Source organism: Kribbella sp. NPDC055071, from assembly GCF_053608045.1.
Genome location: NZ_JBSGUS010000016.1, coordinates 35,786 through 54,083 on the forward strand (window position 1 = coordinate 35,786; position 18,298 = coordinate 54,083).

Sequence of the window (18,298 nt, forward strand, 5' to 3'; positions counted from 1 at the left end):
GACGCCCGGTCACCGTGCGCGGCCAGGGCTCGTGCTCGTTTGGGATCAGGCAGCTGCGGCCTGAGAGCTGATCCGGGATGGGGTAGCGCCGGCCGCAATGGCCCGGTCGAGGGCGGCGAGCTGGGTGCAGGCGAGGCCGAGCGCTTCGGCCTGCGTGCGGCAGCCGTCGGCGTACCAGAACGGGTCGTCGGGCTGACGGTCGTCAGCGTCGTCGATGTCGGCATACCAGCAGTCGCGCCCCTGACAGTGGTAGTGCACGACCCGGACCTTCAGCTTCATGTGCGGTACGACGCCTTCCGTGCGGCGCTGGTTCCAGGGTTTCCATCGTGCCGCGAAAGGTTTACAACGATGGCAAAGTGGCATACAACTGCCAGAACCAAGAACACCCTCGCTGCGCTCGGGGATGGGGGGAGTGCCCCACACCTGCCTAGCTCGGGGTTTGGGGGGAGTGCCCCACAGCTGCCTAGTTGGGTGTTCAGGACCGATCGCCCACGGTTCGAGGGGTTCGCATGAAGATTTTTCGGATAGCTGTGTGCTTGATGGTTGGGATTGCGGGGAGCACCGTTCCGGCCGGCGCCTCGCCTGTTGTCGAACAGCGGGAGCATGCGGTGGCTTCTCAGAGCTTTCGGAATCCGGTGAACGCGTCGGCGGATCCGTCGCTGATGTATTACCAGGGCAAGTACTACGTCACGACGACCCGCGGTGACCGGATCGGGATCTGGTCGTCGCCGAGTCTGGCGACGCTGCTCGTGCAGCCCGAGCAGGTGGTCTGGCGAGATCCGGACCCGACCCGGAACACGCAGATGTGGGCGCCGGCGTTCCGGCATGTCGGCAGTCGTTGGTACATCTACTACACGGCCTCCGACGGCGTCGACGCGAACCACCGGATGTACGTGCTCGAATCCGCCGGGGACAATCCGCTCGGCCCGTACAGCTTCAAGGCGAAGATCGCGGACTTCGGTGAGTACGCGATCGACGGCGAGCCGATCACGGTCAACGGCCAGCAGTACTTCGTCTGGACCGGCCCCGGCCGTGGTCAGGGCGGACCGGCACAGCTGTACATCGTCCGGATGAGCAACCCGTGGACGGCCACCGGCGCGCGCGTCGCGATCCCAGCGGACGGCGGGTGCACCGAGGTGCGCGAGGGACCCACTCCGTTGTACGGCGCCGCGCGTACCTTCCTCACGTACTCGACCTGCGACACCGGCAAGCCGGACTACCAACTGTGGATGAAGAGCATCGCGAACGGCGCTGACCCGATGGTCGCGTCGAACTGGGTCCAGCACCCGGGGCCGATCTTCTCCCGCAACGACAGCACCGGCGTCTGGGGCCCGGGGCATCACTCGTTCTTCAAGTCGCCGGACGGCAGCGAGGACTGGATCGCGTACCACGGCAAGAACACCAGCACGTACACGTATTCCTTCCGGACCACGCGCGTACAGAAGATCAGCTGGAACGCCGATGGCACGCCGAATCTCGGGAGCCCACTAGCAGCCGGTGCGACCCAGACCTTGCCGTCCGGCGATCCCGGTTCGTCGAACCACTGGATCAACGACACCGACTCCACGGTCACCTACACCGGCGCGTGGAGCTCCGGCTCAGGCTGCGGCAACCAGTGCTTCTGGGGCAACGACCACTGGAGCGGCGCAACGAACGCGACCGCCACGATCCAATTCACCGGGACCCGCGCCGCCCTCCTCAGCGTCGCCGACACCGGCAACGGCATCGCCGCGATCTCGGTGGACGGCGGCCCCGAACAACGCATCGACTACTACAGCTCGATCCGGGTAGGCGAGCAACTCATGTACATCACCCCCACCCTCGCTGCCGGCCCCCACACCCTCAAAGTCCGAGTAACCGGCGACAAGAATCCTGCCTCCACCAGCGCAGTCATCAGCCTCGACCGCATCGAGATCTACTGAGGGTTACGCGGGCCGCGGCGGCACGAAGACCTGGACCACGCCATCGGATTCGCGGACCATCAACTTCGGCAACGACGGCAGCGCGATCGGGAGGCGGTGGTGCAAGACCGCGCCGTCGACCGAGAAGGCCGCGTTGTGACACGGGCAGTTCAGCTGCCGGGCCGGTCCGTCCAACGCCAGCCTGCAGCCAAGGTGGGTGCAGATGCCGGAGACGGCACGCAGCTCGCCGCCCGAGCGATGCACGAAGCCGACCACAGTGCCGGCGTCGAACGGCCGGACGACGCCGTCGGGCAGATCCTTGGCGGCGACGACGGCGTGCCACTCGCCGTTGTCGGGCACAACGGTCTGGTCGGCCGCCGGGGGATCTGCGGTGACCGGATCACCGAGTGACCTGCCGACGACAGCGCCGAGCGCGATCGAAGCGGCCGATGCCGCCGCGACCGAACCGACGAACCGGCGGCGGCTGCCCTTGGGGGGCTCCGCCGCCACCTCGTCCAGCTCCGCCCGCAGCCGCCCTCGGAGCGAGGCGACGAACTCCGCCCGGGGCTCGGTATCCACGCCCCCGGCCCGCAGCGCGATAGCCGTCCGCAGAGCGGATTCGTCCGCGGCATCGGCGGCGAAAGGCTTGGTCCGGCGCTGGCGCAACAGGTCCCTGACGAAACGGCGCACTCCCCGCATGGTCACGCCTCCATCCTGTCCGCCGCGGCGGCAGCCTCGCGCAGCGCCCGGTACTGCAGCACCTTTGCGTTGCCGACGGTCACACCCATCTCCTGCGCAGCCTCCTTCAGCGAACAGGCTCCGAGAAACCGCAGCTGAAGAATCTGCCGGTACCGCTCGGGCAGCTCCGCCAGGATCGCCTCGGCCCGAGCCGCGGCGCCGGTGTCGCGGGATGCTTCCACCGTCTCGATCAAGGCCCAGTCGTCCTCGAGCGTGGTGATCTCCCGGCCCAGCGTCCGCCGCCAGTATCCGGCGAGAACGGTCCGGGCGGTCGCCAGCAGGTACGCGCGGACCTCGCCGACGCTGGCCGACAACCGCAGGGGCCTGAGCGCCGTCACGAAGACCTCCGCGGTCAGATCCTCGGCGTCCGGCCGGTTGCCGACCTTCACGAACATCAGCCGGTGGAGCCGGTCCACGTTGTCGTCGTACACCGCCTCCCAGTCCGGATACCTGTCGTCGGCCACCACGTGCAGCTGGACCGGCGTCGTACCCGGGTCCGGGTCCGGGTCGAGCTCATCCCCGGATCTCCGCCGCCGCCACGACCGCTGTCCCGCCACGCGCCATCCTCCGTTCCGAAGCCAGGATCAACCCCACATGACCTAATAGGCGACCGGGTTACACGAGCCGGCGCTGTAACCCCGTCCGCTATCTGATGACGACCATCGAGTCCACTTCTGGGAGTCATCGTGACAGCTCCACTCTCGCGCCGCGGCCTGCTCATCGCCGGCGGCACGACCACCGCTGCGCTGGCCATCGGGGCCACCAGCTCTGCCACTGCTACCACTACGACCCGCACAGTTGCCGGTGCCGACGTCGTGATCGAGTGGAACCAGGTTCTGCTCCGGATTCTTCGTACGCCGGGTGCACAGTCACCGACCGTCCATGCGACCCGCAGCTTCGCGATCCTCCACGCCGCGATCCACAACGCAGTCGTCGCCACGACGCGGAGCGGCACGCCGTACCTCTTCGCCGTGCACGCGGCGCCGGACGCCTCCCCCATCGCCGCGGCCGCGCAAGCCGCGCACGACGTACTGCTGCGGCTGTATCCGGCACAGGCTGCGGCCCTGGACCAGCAACTGATCGCCGACCTCGCCATGGTCACGCAGCATCGGGCTCGTGCGGCCGGGATCGAGGCCGGTCGCCGTACCGCGGAGGTTTTGATCGAACTGCGCAGCCACGACGGGTCGTCGGCGACACCACCGCCGCTAGACCCCGGCACCAAGCCTGGCGAGTACCGGCCGACGCCACCCGGCTTCGCCGCCGCGGTCTTCACCCATTGGTCGCGCGTCACGCCGTTCCTCATCCGTCGCGCCGACCGGTTCCGCCCGGACGCCTATCCCGCGCTCGAGAGTCACCGGTACGCCGCGGCCGTCAACGAGGTGAAGCGAAAGGGCCAGGACACCAGCACCAGCCGCAGCCACGACCAGAGCGAACAAGCCGACTTCTGGGCCGCACCGATCTGGAACTACTGGAACGAGATCGCCCAGTCCGCGGTCGATGCCTCAGGCAACGATCTGTCCGTCGCGGCCCAGCTGTTCGCCCAACTGAACCTGACGCTCGCCGATGCGGTGATCGCGTTCTACGACGCCAAGTACCACTACCGCATCTGGCGCCCGATCACCGCGATCCGCCTGGCCGGCACCGACGCGAACGCTGCCACCGTCCCGAATCCCGGCTGGAACAGCCGTGCCAACACCCCTGCGGATCCGTCCTATCCCGGTGCCCACAGCGTCGTGTCCCAGACCGCCGCGATCCTGCTGAGCCGGCACTTCGGCCCACACCACCAACTCACCGTCACCTCCGAAGCTCTCCCAGGCGTCACCCGCCACTTCACCTCGTTCCAATCCATTGCCGACGAGGCCGGCATCAGCCGTATCTACGCCGGAGTCCACACCCGGCTCGATCACTACGCCGGCCAGGCCCTTGGCCACGACCTGGCGCGATCACTAGGCCGCTCGCCTCTGTAGCCGTCATCCCTTCAGACCCGAGGAGAAGCCGCGGATGACGAAGCGTTGGAGAAGGAGGAAGATGACGAGGATGGGGAGGGCAGCCAGGACCAGGCCGGCGGCTACCAGGCCGTAGTTCGAGGTGTATTCGTTGACGAAGGCAAAGACTTTGACGGGGACTGTTTCTCGGCCGGAGCCGCCCAGGTAGAGGAGCGGGGTGAAGAAGTCGTTCCAGATCTGTACGGCGTTGAGGATCAGGACCGTGCCCGTGATCGGGCGGAGGAGGGGGAAGATGATGTGGGCGAAGGCCTGCAGGTGCGAGGCGCCGTCGATCAGGGCGGCGTTGGTGTAGTCCGCGGGGAGTGAGCGGATGAAGCCGGTGTAGAGAAAGACCGTGAACGGCAGTTGGATCCCGGTGTAGAACAGGACCATGCCCTGGTAGGTCCCGAGCAGGCCGAGGTTGTTGACCAACTGATACAGCGGGATCATCCCGAGCTGGAACGGCAGGATGATCCCGACCAGGAAGAGGATGTACAGGCTGTAGCCCAGTCGTGAAGCCGTCCGGGCCAGGAAGTACGCCGCCAGGGACCCCAGCGCGATCAGCAGCAGGACGCTGGCCACCGTGATTACCGTGCTGCTGAGCAAGGCAACCCCGAGCGAAGCAGATTGCCAGGCCGCGCCGAAGTTGTCGAACGACGGTGGGGACGGCAACGAGAGCGGTTTGTTGGCGATCTGGCCCGGATCCTTGAACGCCAACGTCACCAACGCATACACCGGAAAGAGAAATGCGACAGCGGCCGCGATCATCACGAGCTCGAGGACGAAGGTGCGCGGGCGGTATTTCATGCCGCGGTCTCCCTCGATCGCAGGTACCCGATCTGGATGAACGACACGGCCGCGACGAAGATCGCGAGGACGAGCGCGACCGCCGTGCTGTAGCCGAATTTCCCATAAACAAAGGCCTGTTTGTACAGGACCGTCGACAAGGTGTCCGTCGCGTACCCAGGTCCGCCGTTCGTCATCGCGATGATCTGGGTGAACAGCGTCAACCCGCCGACCGTCGACAGCATCACGTTGATCGTCACCGCCGGGGCGAGCAACGGCCAGGTGATGTGCCGGAAGCGCGCAATCGTCCCGGCGCCGTCGACCATCGCGGACTCGTGCAACTCGGCCGGCACTCCCTCCAACCCGGCCAGGAAGATCACCATCGAGTAGCCCGCACACTGCCAGATCACCGTGAACGCGACCGACCAGATCGCCAGCGACGGATTCCCCAGCCAGTCCTGCCGCAAGAACCCGAGCCCGAGCGCACCCAACGCCGCATTCAGACCCGCATCCGGCGCCGGGTTGTAGACGTATTTCCACAAGAACGACACCATCACCGGACTCACCACGACGGGCGCGAAGAAGATCACCCGCAACGCCATCCGGCTCTTGATTCTCGTATGTACGCCGAGCGCGAGCAGCAACCCGATTCCGTTCTGTACGACGACGATCGCGAGCGTCAGCAGCAACGTGTTCCGGAGCGCACCCAACGCCTGGTCGTCGTGCACCAACTGCTTGAAGTTCGCCAGCCCGACGAACGACCGCGACGCACCAATCCCGGACCAGTCCGTGAACGCCGATCCGGCACCGGAGATCGCCGGATACAACACGATCCCCGCGTAAACAACCAACGCCGGTACGACGAACAGCCACGGCGGCCCAGTACGAGCCTTGCGAGAAATCCCTGCCGTCATGCCGACTTCCGGTAGGCCTCGTCCATCTTCTTCAGCGCAGCCTCGACCGTCGTCTTCCCACCGAGCAATTGCTGGACGACGGCGAAGTGCGTCGGCTGCACCTCCGCATTCGGCCAGCGCTGATCCATGAACGGCACCGCCTTGTTCTCCTTCAAGTACGGGAGGAACGACGTCAACGCCGGATCGACCTTGGGATCGCCGTCGGAGTACAGCGGTACACACGCGACCGCGTCGGCCCACGCCTTGACCGTGGCCGGCTCACCGCAGTACTCGATGAACTTCAGCGCTTGATCGGCCTTCTTGCTCTTGGCACTGACCGCGATCCCGACGACCACTCCCCCGGGAATCCAGTTGTCGGCGGCAACATCCGTCGCGGGGAACGGGAACATGCTCAGGTCCGCAGGCGACGGCGCCGCGGCCCGGAACGCGGGCAGGACGGCCGAGACCTGAACGGCCATCGCGGCCTTGCCCGTACCGACCATGGAGGTCGCCTGCTCGTACGTCGTACCGTTCGGGTTGTCGTTGAAGAACCCGCGCTTCTGCAGCTCCAGGTACTTCGTCATCGCGTCGGCCCAGCCCGAGTCCGCGAATGACGCACTCCCGGCGATCATCTTGTCGTCGAAGTCGGGCGTCTTGGCGTAGACCGTGCCCGGGACCAGCGCGTAGTCGATCAACTGGGTGACCCACGGCGTCTGCGCGCCCAGGGCGATCGGGACGATGCCCTTCTGCTTCAGCTTGTCGCAGACCGACAACAGCTCCGACCAGGTCGTCGGCGGCTCGACACCCGCGGTCGCGAAGGCCTTCTTGTTGTAGATCGCGCCGAGCATGCTCGTGCCCGGCGAGAAGATGTAGGTCTTGCCGTCGTTCTGGAACGCACCTTTGAATCCCGAGGGAATCTTCTGGGTCCAGGACTGCCCGCTGAGGTCGGCGAGCAGGTTGGCTTTGCTCAGCTGGGCCATCGACATCGCGCTGCCGTTACCCGGGTAGACCACGTGAAGGTCAGGTGCATTACCGGCCGCGAGTTGCGTCCGCAGCGCGGTCTGCACCTGATCCGCGGGCGCGAACGACAGGGTGAAGTCGAAGTCGGAGTGAGCCTTCTTGTACTCCTCGAGCGCCTTGCGCAGACCGGCCTCCTGGTCGCCGACGCCGGTGACCTTCAGGGGACCGCCGGATGACGCCGTACCGCCGTTGCCGCCACAGGCCGCCAGCGTTCCGGCCGCGGCGGCACCACCCATCAGCTGGAGGAGCCGCCTGCGGCTGACGGACTGATCGAGTGCCATGGATCCTCCTGAGCGTCCAGCGCTGAGATACCGCCAGAGAGTGTGAAGTAACCGCGAAATCACGTTACTTATGTCATCGGGACGCTACGGATGGCCCGGGAGGGTGTCAAGAGTTCCTTGAAAGGATTCAGTCCGCGCCGCGTCGGCCTCCGATTTTGGGTGTCTGCCCGTCTGTCCTGAGAAGATGGCGCCGTGCCCGCGACCGCCACCTCCCATCCGGTCAGTACGACGTACGCCGTGCTGCCGGCCGGCGGTCCCTCCGCACCTACCGCAGACCCGAGTCCCGGGCCGGTGTTCGGGTGAGACGAGTTCTCCTGACCGGCCTGCTCCTGCTGGCCGTGGCCCTTGGCGTCGCCGGGGGGTACTACACCGGCGACCGTCTGGACCAGCCGCTGCCGACCCCGTCCGGAGAGGCGGCACCGCTCGGCCAGTTGCCGCCTCCGACCACGACGACACCAACGGCGCCGCCGCTGCCGGTCAAGACCCCGGTCCCCAGCGACGTCCCACCGCTCGAGACCGGACTGCAGTACCAGCGGCGCAGCTTCACCGTCACCCCGTCGGGCCAGTCGGTGGATCTGTCGATCAAGGTGCCGTCGGGCTGGAAGCTGAGGCGGGACACGAAGTCGACGAGCGAGGTCAGGTTCCTGGATGAGCTGGAGGAGCGGGCTGTCCGGGTCGAGTCCGACGAGCCGGCCGCGCTCACGCCCAAGGCCGCCCGAGCGTCGCTGCTGATCGGCTTGCGACAGAGCCAGCCGCCGGAGAACAACCTCCAGATCGTCAGCCAACCGACCGGCAAGGTCACCGGCGACGACGGCGAGATCCGCTCGGTCGCGACGCTGATCTACACCTACATCCCCAAGCAGACGACCCGGTACGTCATCGTCCGCTGGATCGCGATGCCGGGCAGCGATCTGGTTTCGGTGGAGATGAGCATCACCGGTCTCCCCCAGGACGCCCCGGCCCTGCAGGAGATCCTCAAAACCGCCACCGAATCAGTCAGCGAAACCAGCTGAGCCCACTCGATCCCGGCCGGACGGAATCCGATCCGGCGACTTTCACGGGATTGTTACATCCGTCGTGCAACCTAGTAGGGGTTTCACGGGTCTTTTGTGGTGAGTGGTTAGTAGGTAACTGGGGAGGTGGGGCGGGCGTGGCACGTCGGGGGACGGTTGGCGCGTTGCTGACGTCAGGGCTGGTGGCGATGATCGCCATCGGCGGCGCCGGGGGGTACGCGGTCGGGTTGTTGACGACCACCGAGGAATCGGCCGCCGCGATGGGGACGGCGGTGGCGCTAGGGGGCGGCCCGTCGGCCCCGCCGCCGGTGACCACCACGCCGATCACGCCGTTGCGGGTCGTGCACTACGACCGGTCGCCGGCCTTGCGGGTGGACGACCTGCGCTACAAGACCCGGCAGCTCACGGTGAGCAACGTGGTCAAGTCGCAGGTCAGCCTGCGCGTGCCGCTGACCTGGACCTTCACCCAGCCGGATCCGCCGATCAACGGCCGCTACACCGACCCGACCCGCAAGCGCTGGATCCGGATCGAGGCCGGGTTCACGATCAGGCGCCTGCCCGAGGAATCGATGCAGGCCAGGATCGACGACCTCAACCGGCTGCCGGCCGATCAGATGCTGAAGATCCTCATGCACAAGGTCGTGGGCAACCAGGCCACGCTGGCCTACACGTACCTGCCGCCGAAGAGCCAGTCTCCCGCGGAGGTCCTGCGCTATGTGATCGTCCGCTGGGTCGCCGACGACAGCGGCAACTGCGCCGTCGAGATCAGCTCGACCGGACTCCCGCAGGACAAGAAGGCTCTGCTGGACGTCCTCGATCACGCGTCCGACAGCGTCAGTCGCCAGGACAGCCCGCTCAACTCCTGAGCTGATTCAGTCGATCGGCCAGATGGTGCGGAAGATGGTCGAGCGGAGCCGGTAGAAATGCCGCCGGGCGGACTGGATCAGGGCAGGGGAGGGCCGAAACCGGTCCGACGAGATACGCACAGGGGATTCCTCGAGCATGAGAAGAGGGTTATTCAGAACCCGCAGAGAAGAAGAGCAAAGAAGAATCAGGAAGAACAGGTAAAGAAAAGATAGAGTGGCTGGGCGCATGGCGGGCTGGGTACGTAGGTGCGGGCGGCCTGTGGTTGGCGTGTCGGGAATGCGATGACCGCGGTGCGTGAGGGATCGGGGCTGTCGAAGACCAGTCGCTGAGTGAGCGGTCCTGCAGCCCCGGGTGCGGATGCCTTGGGTGCCTGCTGGGTGGTTCGAGTCGTGGATTGTGGCGTGGTGGGGTGTGTCTGGACGACCGCGATCCACGACTCGATGCCGACACGTACTCCGACCCGCCGACCACCACCGGCCCGCCGACCCCAGCCAGGCACCCAGCACCCTCTCTATTTTCTCTTTCCTGCCTTTTAACGTTCTTGCTCTTGTTCTTTGCTCTGGGTCTTCAGTATTTCTGAATAACCCTCTTATGAATAACCCTCAAAAGAAGGAAAGGACAGCGGCGGCGCTCATCAGCCGTGGTACTGGACTGACTCGGCGATCTCGCGGGCGCGGTCTCGGTCGTCCTCCGGCAGCAGGACCTGGATGAGCAGCGAGGCGTCGGTCCCCGTCTGCACGACGACTCGCTGCAGGAGCATACCGCCGCCGGCACCACAACGACTGAAGTACTGATCGGTGAGGGTGCGGCCTTCGATGGTCGTCGTACTCGGATTGGTCCTGTCGCTGCACTGGCCGGTGCTGAGGCTCGAGGCGTTCTTGGCTTTCTTGGCCTCGATCACCCCGACGAAGACACCCGGGGTCCGCGTCGACCAGTCGACGTTCTTGCTGATCCGCAGCGCCGGAAAGGCCTGGATGCTGCCGGGCGGCTGCCATTGCGACTCGGCCACCGAATGGGTCCATCCGCGCGGCAGCTTCAGCGCAAAGCCGTTGTAGTCGACGCCAACCAGCCGGCGCGCGGTCAGGTACCGCTGGGCGCCGAAGCCGCCGGCCGCTCCGAGGATGAGAGCGAGCAGTGCCGCGACCACCCAGCGAGCTCGTCGGCGCTTCCGCCGTGGCGGCTTGGTGGTCGAGGCATCAACTGTGGAGATCGCCGCTGCAACCGGCGCCGACTCGACCGCAGCGGTCTCAGCTTCAGCCTCGGCGGCCGTCGCTGCCCGGCCGGTCGCCACCGTGGTTGACGAGTCTGCGGTCTTGATGATGGTCGGCTTGTTCGAATCGCTCAGCGCGGTGTTCTCGCCGCTGTCCTCATCGGCCCCCGGTACGCCGATGGTGATCGACTCGCGGATCGACAGCGGGAAGTCGTGAGTCGTCTCGTCCAGACCACCGACCAACTCGCGGGTGAAGGACTGGACGTCCGGCCAGCGCTTCTCGCGGTCCGGCTCGAGCGCGCGCACGATCGCCGCGTCGACCGAGTCCGGCAGGTCGAACCCGAGTGAGCTCGGCGGCGGCGCGACCTCGACCCGGCCCGCTGCGCCCAGCCCGTCGACCTGATGCGGTGACCGGCCGGTGAGAGCGGCGTACGCGACTGCTCCGAGCGAGTACTGGTCGGCGCGCTGATCCAGCCGCTCACCCATGGCTTGCTCGGGAGCGACGTACGACGGGGTGCCGCCGGGCATTGTGATTCGTGACACTTCGTCGAGGGACTTGCCCAGCCCAAGGTCGGACAGGACCGCGCGTTCGCCGTCGTCGGTACTGCGGAACAGGACGTTCGCCGGTTTCACGTCGCGGTGCAGCAGGCCGCGCCGGTGCAGGGCCTGGAGGCCGCGGCCCACCTGGACGACGACGTCGACGGCCGCGCCGAGCGGAAGCGGGGCCTTCTTCAGCCGGTCGGCCAGCGTGCCGCGATCGGCGTACGTGAGCACGAGGAACGGCCTGCCGTCCTCCAGTTCGCCCACGTCGTGGACCTGGACCACGTGCTCGGACTCGACCCGGCGCAGGAACCGGCCCTCTTCGAGGAATCGTTGCCGAACCGAGTCGTCGTGCCCCCAGTTGTCCGCGAGGACCTTGATCGCAACCTCGGCGTCCAGTTGCTCATCGTGAGCAAGCCATACCGTAGCGAAACCGCCTGAGCCCAGACGTCGGCGCACGACGTATCGGCCTAGTCTGGTTGGGACCCCCATACAAGGCATTATGGATCACTGAGAGTCCCATGCCGGGGGCCGACCGAGAGCAAAGGCGCAGATGAGCGAGAGTACGAGCCCGACCGACGACCTCGGGACCCTGGCCGAGCAGGCCCAGGCGGGCGACAAGAACGCGATGGACGACCTGCTCAGGTTGATCTATCCGCGGGTCCTGCGGATCTGCCGCAGCGTCCTGCCGTACTCCGCGGACGCCGAGGACGCGGCCCAAGAGGCCCTGCTGAACATCGCCACCAAGATCGGCACGTATTCCGGCCGGAGCAGCTTCTCCACCTGGGTCCACTCGGTCGCGGCGAACTCGGCCCGCTCGACGTACCGCAAGCTCAAGCGCAGCGCCCAGGCCGCGCACAACCCCGAGACGATGGAGCGCCCGGACCCGCGCACCACCAGCGTCATCGCCGGCACCCGCCTGGACCTCCTGGAGGCCCTCGAGACGCTCGAGCGCGACCGTCCCCAGATGGTCACTCCCCTGGTCCTTCGCGACGTCTACGGCCTGTCCTACGAGGAGATCGCCGCCGAGGTCGGCGCCCCGCTCGGCACGGTCAAGTCCCGCATCCACGACGCCCGCGAGGTAGTCCGTCCGCTACTGCGCCCGAAGGACTGATTCTCGGGGCTCCCGCTCGGGGCGGCTGTGTGCTCAGATGGGAGCATGAAGAAGCTCATCAACGACCCTGCTGATGTTGTGAGTGAAGCACTCCAAGGGATGGCCCTGGCGCATCCGGACCGGTTGCGGGTGGATCTGGAGAACCGGATCGTCTATCGCAAGGAAGCACCGCGATCGGGGAAGGTCGGGCTGATCTCCGGCGGCGGGTCGGGGCACGAGCCGATGCACGGCGGGTTCGTCGGGCTCGGGATGCTGGATGCGGCGTGTGCGGGTGAGGTGTTCACCTCCCCGGTGCCGGACCAGATGATGGCCGCGACCAAGGCCGTCGATGCGGGCGCCGGCGTACTGCACATCGTGAAGAACTACACCGGCGACGTGATGAACTTCGAGATGGCCGCCGAGCTGGCCGCGGCCGACGCGGGCACCGAGGTGCTGTCCGTGGTGACGGACGACGATGTCGCCGTCCAGGACAGCCTGTACACGGCCGGCCGCCGCGGTGTCGGCGTGACCGTGCTGCTGGAGAAGATCGTCGGCGCAGCCGCCGAGGAAGGCCGCCCGCTGCAGGAGGTCGCGGACCTCGCTCGACGTGTGAACGACAACGGCCGCAGCATGGGCATGGCGCTGACGTCCTGCACGGTCCCGGCCGCGGGGAAGCCGACGTTCGAGCTCGCCGAGAACGAGATGGAGGTCGGTATCGGCATCCACGGCGAGCCCGGCCGGCAACGGTTGCCGTTGGCATCGGCTCACGACATCGCCGCGATGCTCGTCGATCCAGTGGTCGGCGATCTGCCTTACCAGCAAGGCGATTCGGTCATTGCCTTCGTCAACGGCATGGGCGGTACGCCGTTGATCGAGCTCTACCTCATGTACAACGAAGTCGCCCAGCTCCTGGACCGGGCCGGCATCACCGTGGCCCGCTCACTGGTCGGCAACTACATCACCTCGCTCGAGATGGCCGGCTGCTCGGTCACCCTGCTCAAGGTGGACGACGAACTGGTGCGCCTCTGGGACGCCCCAGTGAACACCCCCGGCCTACGCTGGAACGCGTGAGCATGGGAGTCGACGAATTCGTTGCCTGGTTACGCGATACCGCTCAGTCCTTGCATGAAAATGGGGCGTACCTGACCGAGCTGGACTCGGCGATCGGGGACGCGGATCACGGGGCGAACATGGATCGTGGGTTCCAGGCCATCGTGGCGATGCTGGACGAGACCAGCTTCACGTCGGTCGACGAGCTGATGAAGAAGACCGGGATGACGCTGGTCAGCAAGGTCGGTGGGGCCAGCGGACCGCTGTACGGGACGTTCTTCCTTCGCTTCGGCGCTGCGCTGCCGGGTGCTTCGTCGGTCTCGCCGGAGTTGCTCGGGGAGGCGCTCAAGGCCGGCGTCGGCGGGATTCTGCAGCGCGGGAAGGCCGAGCTGGGCGACAAGACGATGTACGACGCCTGGGCGCCGGCCCTGGATGCGTACGACGCGGCAGTGGCGGGCGGATCTGATATCGCCGGCGCGTTGACCGCGGCGGCCGAGGCAGCGGCGAAGGGTCGAGACGCGACCGTGCCCCTGGTGGCGCGGAAGGGGCGCGCCAGCTACCTGGGCGAGCGGAGCGCCGGTCACCAGGATCCGGGTGCGACGAGTACGACGTTGCTGTTGGAGTCGGCTGCCCGCACGCTCGCATGATCGGGATCGTGGTCGTTTCGCACAGTCATGCGTTGGCTGTCGCAGCGGTCGGACTGGCCTCGGAGATGGTTGCCGGGGACAACCGTCCGGTGATCGCGATCGCGGCCGGGCTGGACGAGACGACGTTCGGCACCGACGCGATGGCGGTGTCCGAGGCACTTGCGACGGCCGACAGTCCCGACGGTGTGCTGGTGTTGCTGGATCTTGGCAGTGCCATTCTGAGCGCTGAAATGGCACTGGAGTTCGTTGATCCTGACCTGGTTGCGCGCGTGCGGTTGACGAGTGCACCGCTGGTCGAGGGATTGGTCGCGGCGGTCGTGACGGCGTCGACCGGCGCTTCGCTTGACGCGGTTGTCGCCGAGGCTGAGCGCGGACTGCTCGGGAAGCAAGAGCATCTCGGGGGCGGGGCGGCGGAAGCATCCGTGGCTTCTGAGGCAGAGCGGACCGTGGAAGTTGCGGTGAGCAACGAGCATGGGTTGCACGCACGGCTGGCAGCGCGGCTTGTCGGGCTCGTGAACGGTTTCGATGCAGTGGTGACGGTCACCGACCTGGACACCGGACGTGGGCCGGTCGACGCGGGCAGTCTGAGCATGGTCGCGACGCTGAACGCCCAACAGGGGCACAGGTTGCTGGTGGGTGCTAGTGGGCTGCAGGCACAGGACGCCCTGGATGCGATCACGAAGCTGGCCGCGGAGAACTTCGGTGACGAGGTGGCTGCCAGGACCGCGGGCGGGGTCGTCGCAGTCGCCGGGGGCTCCGGGCTGGATGTCGCCATGGGTTCTGCGGTGCTGGCGGGGGCCGACGTCGATCTCAGGGATTATGTTGCCGGAGACAACGAGACGGCACGGCTCGTCGAGGCCGTTGGTCTGGCCGGTGAGGAGCTCCGGGGATTGCAGGATTCGGAGCATGGGGAGATCTTTGCGGCCCAGCTCGCGTTGCTGACCGACCGCAAGCCGCTCGATCAGGTCCGGGCTGCGATCGCCGCGGGAGCGAACGCGCCGGCCGCGTGGAAGCAGACCTACGACGAACTGGCGACGACGTTCGAGGGTTTGGACGATGTCTATCAGCGCGAGCGCGCACAGGACGTGCGCTCGGTCCGGGATCGGGTCCTGCGAGCGCTGACGGGCGCGCAGGTGCAGCCGGCCGAGGGCATCCTCGTCATGCCCGAGTTGGATGCGGCGACAGCGGCAACCCTGGATACCTCGAAGGTTGTGGGGATTGCGGTGCGCGCGGCCGGGACGACCGGACATGGCGTGATCGTGGCCCGGTCACGCGGAATCCCTTTGATTACAGGGATCGGGGACGTCGACGTACCGGCGGGTGCAACCGTGGCGTTCGATGCGCGGACGGGCTCGTTCGAGGTCGGACCGGACGAGAGCGTCGTACGGGCGACGATCGTCGAGCGGCAGGACGAGCGGAAGCAAGCGCTCCTGCAAGCCGACGAGCCGGCCACGACCGTCGACCATCGGACGATCGACGTGCTCGTCAACGTCGGCGTCGTACAGGATGCTGTCGATGCGCGGGGTGCCGACGGGTCGGGGCTGGTGCGGACCGAGGTGCTTTTCGGGGATCGTCGTACGGCGCCGACCGTCGACGAGCAGGTGGAGGTCTTTCGGGCGATCGCGCGGGCGCTGGACGGCAAGCCGATCACCATCCGGACCTGGGACATCGGGGGCGACAAGCCGCTGCCGTTCCTGCCACAGGCGCGCGAGGCCAACCCGTTCCTGGGGGAGCGAGGGCTGCGGGTGTTCCGCCGGCGTCCGGAGCTGCTGCGGGATCAACTGGAGGCCGTACGACGGATCGCGGCCGAGACGCCGGCGCACGTGATGTTCCCGATGGTGACGACCGCCGACGAGGTGGAGTGGGCGCTGCACGAGCTCGGTGACCACCCGGACCTGGAGGTCGGCATCATGGTCGAGGTCCCGGCCGCGGCGCTCCGGATCGCCACGCTCGCGGCCGACCTGGACTTCGTCAGCATCGGCACCAACGACCTCACGCAGTACACGACCGCTGCGGATCGCACCAACACTGCCGTGGCTCCGTTGGCCGACGGGCTGGATCCCGCCGTACTGCAGCTGATCGACCACGTGGTGAAGCACGCGGGCGTTCGGGTCGCCGTCTGTGGTGACCTGGCCAGTGATCCGCAGGCCGCCGTACTGCTGGCTGCTCTTGGCGTTCAGGAGCTCAGTGCGGTCGGTCCGCAGGTACCGCTGGTCAAGGCGCGACTACGGCAGGCAGACCTCTCACAGCTCGACACTGCCGCGGTATTGGCTGCGCGCGACGCCGATCAGGTGCGCGGGTTGCTGTAGTACCGCAGCTCGACCAGGTTGAATCCGGACGTGCGCTCGGGCTTGGTCGGGAGCGTGTAGGACTGACCTGGTTCGAGGTAGGTGACGTCTGGGCTGGAGAGGTCCAGGTCGACCACCAGGGCCGGGTAGGCGCCGGTGTGCCACGTGTAGGACTCACCCGCGTCAGGCGTCACGTGCTGGACGCGCACATCGTCCTCGTCGAGGACCACCTTGGCCGGAACCTCACCAACCTGCTCGAACCCTGCCTCCGCGGGCACACCGCCGACCGCGAAGTACGGCTCGCCGGAGGCCTCCTCGCCCAGGTCGAGCACCTCGATCAGCCGGTTGACGTACGGCGCATCGCCGTCGTTGGTGAGCATGTGCACAGGGGACACTGGGCGGTAGACCGAGCCGCCGACGGTTTCACTGAGCTCTCGCGCCGCACTGCCGTCCAACCAATCCATGTGACACGGAGAGGTCGAAAGACACAGGACGACGTACGGGTTGTGGTGCAGGTGCCAGGCCTGCGCCTCCGCTGGTTGCAGTGCGACCTCCCAGACGCGGACGCGGGAGTTCTTCAGCAGCACGCGCGTCCCGATCTCGCCGAGGACGACCTCGGTGCCGTCAGGGGCGGTGACGGTAGTCCCAGCAGTCATGCGGTCTTCTCCTCCAGAGGTCGTTCCATTGCGACGGCACCGAGGATGACGCCGTCCGGCATGGGCAGTACGGCGGACTCCACCTCGGTGAAGCCGAAAGCCTGGTAAAGCGGTACGCCGGGCAGCGTTGCCATCAGTGCGAGCCGGGTGAACCCCTCAGCCCGCGCGGCGTCGACACAAGCCGTCAGGATCGCCCGTCCGAGACCACGCCGGGTCCAGTCCGCGCGGACGAACATCGCCCGGATCCGGGCCGGTTCGGTCGCCGGGTCCAGGAGTCGCTCGTCGGCACCCGCCGTACTGGCGTTGAAAAGCTTGTTCCGCCGGCTCCAGCCACCGCATGCGACGATCTCGCCGCCGGCCTCGTGCACGTAGTAGGTGCCGTCGTCGATCAGCGCGGTGTCCAGCGTGGTGATGTGTTGTGCTGCGCTAGCGGTCTGGGCGTCGTCGTAGAACGCCGGAAAGATGTCCAGCACCGACTCTCTCGCCAGCTCCGCCACTGCCGCGCCATCCGCCGGCACCGCCCGCCGCAACCTAGCCTCCACGCCAGACAGGCTAGTTCACTCCGGTTCTTCGCCTTTGGCCCAGGATCGGTAGGCCTTGATGCCGTTGCCGATGACCACCACCAGGAAGACCGCCCAGATGAGCAGACTCCCGTGGGTGGTCAGCGCGATCACCACGGCCAGCACGGCATACAGGGCACCGGCCTTGCCGTACGTCCGGAGCAGGCGGGCCGGATCCTGAGGCGCCGGCTTTGATCCGGACGGCGTCGCGTCGAGAGCTGGAGCCGGCAGCCCCGCGAAGACTTCGGCGAGGTCGGCGGTCGTCTGCGCGGCGTAGAGCGCATACGAACGACGGTCCAGGTCGACCTCGGTGATCCGGCCGGCGGCGAAGTGCTGCGCCAGCGCAGCCGAACAGGCAGACCGCTCGGCGTCGTTCAGCGGCCGGCTCGAGGCGGGCGAAGCGAACGCGGCAGGGGTTGGCGCAGCGGTCGATGGCGACCGCCGGCGCGGAGGTCGCCTAGCTGCGGCCCAGCGACGACGGCCTTCGGCGCGGGTGGCGGCTGCTTCGGCCTCGGTCGCGGCAGCCGCGACCGATCGCTCGTGGTCGAGCTGCCGCAGCAGCGTCAAGCGCTCAAGCCCCGATGCGGTCAGGCCGTACCTGGCCGGCCGACCTGGCTGCGGATACCGCTCCACGAACGCGCTACCGACCAACGCGTCAAGCGCCGTCTGGACCCCGAAGCCAGTGATCTGAGTCCGGCGTACGAGCTCAGCACGGGTCAATTGTGCGTGCTCGAGCTGCCTGAGCAGTATCTCCTGCTTGGGAAACACGT

Annotated in this window: 18 protein-coding genes and 1 pseudogene; 9 read left to right on the plus strand and 10 right to left on the minus strand. The window is 67.2% G+C overall.

Going from position 1 to position 18,298, the window contains the following annotated elements; genetic code table 11:
• Positions 1-45 precede the first annotated feature (45 nt).
• Entirely contained in the window at positions 46-279 is a 234-nt protein-coding gene (locus ACWF4Z_RS25325; RefSeq protein ID WP_452245621.1) for a hypothetical protein, read from the minus strand.
• Positions 280-608: 329 nt separating this feature from the next.
• On the opposite strand from ACWF4Z_RS25325, the gene ACWF4Z_RS25330 reads away from it, so the two are divergent.
• On the plus strand, positions 609-1,922 hold the full coding sequence (locus ACWF4Z_RS25330; RefSeq protein ID WP_452245622.1) for a glycoside hydrolase family 43 protein: 1,314 nt from the start codon (positions 609-611) through the stop codon (positions 1,920-1,922).
• A 3-nt stretch (positions 1,923-1,925) separates the two neighbouring features.
• On the opposite strand, the gene ACWF4Z_RS25335 is transcribed toward ACWF4Z_RS25330, so the two are convergent.
• Entirely contained in the window at positions 1,926-2,600 is a 675-nt protein-coding gene (locus tag ACWF4Z_RS25335) for a Rieske (2Fe-2S) protein (RefSeq protein WP_452245801.1), read from the minus strand.
• 2 nt (positions 2,601-2,602) lie between these two features.
• A complete protein-coding gene (locus ACWF4Z_RS25340) occupies positions 2,603-3,196 on the minus strand; it encodes an RNA polymerase sigma factor (RefSeq protein WP_452245623.1) in 594 nt (197 codons plus the stop codon).
• Between the two features lie 129 nt (positions 3,197-3,325).
• Between ACWF4Z_RS25340 and ACWF4Z_RS25345 the strand changes: the two genes are divergently transcribed.
• Positions 3,326-4,606 (plus strand): vanadium-dependent haloperoxidase, encoded by a 1,281-nt coding sequence (locus ACWF4Z_RS25345; RefSeq protein ID WP_452245624.1) that lies wholly within the window; start codon positions 3,326-3,328, stop codon positions 4,604-4,606.
• A 3-nt stretch (positions 4,607-4,609) separates the two neighbouring features.
• Here ACWF4Z_RS25345 and ACWF4Z_RS25350 read toward each other — a convergent pair whose 3' ends face one another.
• The 3 genes from ACWF4Z_RS25350 to ACWF4Z_RS25360 are packed head-to-tail and all read right to left on the minus strand — an operon-like array spanning position 4,610 to position 7,604.
• Complete coding sequence (locus tag ACWF4Z_RS25350; protein WP_452245625.1) at positions 4,610-5,431, minus strand: carbohydrate ABC transporter permease; 822 nt, start codon at positions 5,429-5,431, stop codon at positions 4,610-4,612.
• Positions 5,428-6,324, minus strand: a complete 897-nt coding sequence (locus ACWF4Z_RS25355; RefSeq protein ID WP_452245626.1) for a carbohydrate ABC transporter permease — start codon at positions 6,322-6,324, stop codon at positions 5,428-5,430. The genes ACWF4Z_RS25350 and ACWF4Z_RS25355 overlap by 4 nt, the downstream gene beginning before the upstream one ends.
• Positions 6,321-7,604 carry an ABC transporter substrate-binding protein gene (locus ACWF4Z_RS25360; RefSeq protein WP_452245627.1) on the minus strand — a complete coding sequence of 428 codons (1,284 nt, stop codon included), beginning with the start codon at positions 7,602-7,604 and terminating at the stop codon, positions 6,321-6,323. The genes ACWF4Z_RS25355 and ACWF4Z_RS25360 overlap by 4 nt, the downstream gene beginning before the upstream one ends.
• Before the next feature lie 299 nt (positions 7,605-7,903).
• Between ACWF4Z_RS25360 and ACWF4Z_RS25365 the strand changes: the two genes are divergently transcribed.
• On the plus strand, positions 7,904-8,617 hold the full coding sequence (locus ACWF4Z_RS25365) for a hypothetical protein (protein ID WP_452245628.1): 714 nt from the start codon (positions 7,904-7,906) through the stop codon (positions 8,615-8,617).
• A 137-nt stretch (positions 8,618-8,754) separates the two neighbouring features.
• A complete protein-coding gene (locus tag ACWF4Z_RS25370; protein ID WP_452245629.1) occupies positions 8,755-9,483 on the plus strand; it encodes a hypothetical protein in 729 nt (242 codons plus the stop codon).
• Positions 9,484-10,118: 635 nt separating this feature from the next.
• On the opposite strand, the gene ACWF4Z_RS25375 is transcribed toward ACWF4Z_RS25370, so the two are convergent.
• The gene (locus ACWF4Z_RS25375) at positions 10,119-11,693 is read right to left on the minus strand and encodes a serine/threonine-protein kinase (protein ID WP_452245630.1); all 1,575 of its coding nucleotides are present in this window, start codon (positions 11,691-11,693) and stop codon (positions 10,119-10,121) included.
• A gap of 94 nt (positions 11,694-11,787) precedes the next feature.
• On the opposite strand from ACWF4Z_RS25375, the gene ACWF4Z_RS25380 reads away from it, so the two are divergent.
• The 5 genes and pseudogenes from ACWF4Z_RS25380 to ACWF4Z_RS25400 all read left to right on the plus strand — a co-directional run bounded on the left by ACWF4Z_RS25380 (position 11,788) and on the right by ACWF4Z_RS25400 (position 16,333).
• Complete coding sequence (locus tag ACWF4Z_RS25380; protein ID WP_452245631.1) at positions 11,788-12,348, plus strand: RNA polymerase sigma factor; 561 nt, start codon at positions 11,788-11,790, stop codon at positions 12,346-12,348.
• Positions 12,349-12,393: 45 nt separating this feature from the next.
• The gene (gene dhaK / locus ACWF4Z_RS25385) at positions 12,394-13,398 is read left to right on the plus strand and encodes a dihydroxyacetone kinase subunit DhaK (protein WP_452245632.1); all 1,005 of its coding nucleotides are present in this window, start codon (positions 12,394-12,396) and stop codon (positions 13,396-13,398) included.
• A 2-nt stretch (positions 13,399-13,400) separates the two neighbouring features.
• On the plus strand, positions 13,401-14,024 hold the full coding sequence (dhaL, locus tag ACWF4Z_RS25390; protein WP_452245802.1) for a dihydroxyacetone kinase subunit DhaL: 624 nt from the start codon (positions 13,401-13,403) through the stop codon (positions 14,022-14,024).
• A pseudogene (dhaM, locus tag ACWF4Z_RS25395) lies at positions 14,021-14,431 on the plus strand (dihydroxyacetone kinase phosphoryl donor subunit DhaM); the annotation flags it as partial. The gene dhaL and the pseudogene dhaM, both read left to right, overlap by 4 nt.
• A gap of 51 nt (positions 14,432-14,482) precedes the next feature.
• Positions 14,483-16,333, plus strand: coding sequence for a putative PEP-binding protein (locus ACWF4Z_RS25400; protein ID WP_452245803.1), 1,851 nt, complete (start codon positions 14,483-14,485; stop codon positions 16,331-16,333).
• Here the strand turns inward: ACWF4Z_RS25400 and ACWF4Z_RS25405 are convergent.
• From ACWF4Z_RS25405 to ACWF4Z_RS25415, 3 genes are read right to left on the minus strand one after another with little or no spacing between them, the layout of a single operon-like run.
• The gene (locus tag ACWF4Z_RS25405; RefSeq protein WP_452245633.1) at positions 16,312-16,968 is read right to left on the minus strand and encodes a hypothetical protein; all 657 of its coding nucleotides are present in this window, start codon (positions 16,966-16,968) and stop codon (positions 16,312-16,314) included. The genes ACWF4Z_RS25400 and ACWF4Z_RS25405 overlap by 22 nt on opposite strands.
• Complete coding sequence (locus tag ACWF4Z_RS25410) at positions 16,965-17,510, minus strand: GNAT family N-acetyltransferase (protein ID WP_452245634.1); 546 nt, start codon at positions 17,508-17,510, stop codon at positions 16,965-16,967. The genes ACWF4Z_RS25405 and ACWF4Z_RS25410 overlap by 4 nt, the downstream gene beginning before the upstream one ends.
• 15 nt (positions 17,511-17,525) lie before the next feature.
• The gene (locus tag ACWF4Z_RS25415; protein ID WP_452245635.1) at positions 17,526-18,296 is read right to left on the minus strand and encodes a DUF1707 domain-containing protein; all 771 of its coding nucleotides are present in this window, start codon (positions 18,294-18,296) and stop codon (positions 17,526-17,528) included.
• Positions 18,297-18,298 lie beyond the last annotated feature (2 nt).

Bases quoted from the DNA above. Each gene is read 5' to 3' on its own strand.
- ACWF4Z_RS25325 (WP_452245621.1), bottom strand. From the start codon at position 279: ATGAAGCTGAAGGTCCGGGTCGTGCACTACCACTGTCAGGGGCGCGAC.
- ACWF4Z_RS25335 (WP_452245801.1), bottom strand. From the start codon at position 2,600: ATGCGGGGAGTGCGCCGTTTCGTCAGGGACCTGTTGCGCCAGCGCCGG.
- ACWF4Z_RS25350 (WP_452245625.1), bottom strand. From the start codon at position 5,431: ATGAAATACCGCCCGCGCACCTTCGTCCTCGAGCTCGTGATGATCGCG.
- ACWF4Z_RS25355 (WP_452245626.1), bottom strand. From the start codon at position 6,324: ATGACGGCAGGGATTTCTCGCAAGGCTCGTACTGGGCCGCCGTGGCTG.
- ACWF4Z_RS25360 (WP_452245627.1), bottom strand. From the start codon at position 7,604: ATGGCACTCGATCAGTCCGTCAGCCGCAGGCGGCTCCTCCAGCTGATG.
- ACWF4Z_RS25380 (WP_452245631.1), top strand. From the start codon at position 11,788: ATGAGCGAGAGTACGAGCCCGACCGACGACCTCGGGACCCTGGCCGAG.
- dhaK (WP_452245632.1), top strand. From the start codon at position 12,394: ATGAAGAAGCTCATCAACGACCCTGCTGATGTTGTGAGTGAAGCACTC.
- dhaL (WP_452245802.1), top strand. From the start codon at position 13,401: ATGGGAGTCGACGAATTCGTTGCCTGGTTACGCGATACCGCTCAGTCC.
- ACWF4Z_RS25405 (WP_452245633.1), bottom strand. From the start codon at position 16,968: ATGACTGCTGGGACTACCGTCACCGCCCCTGACGGCACCGAGGTCGTC.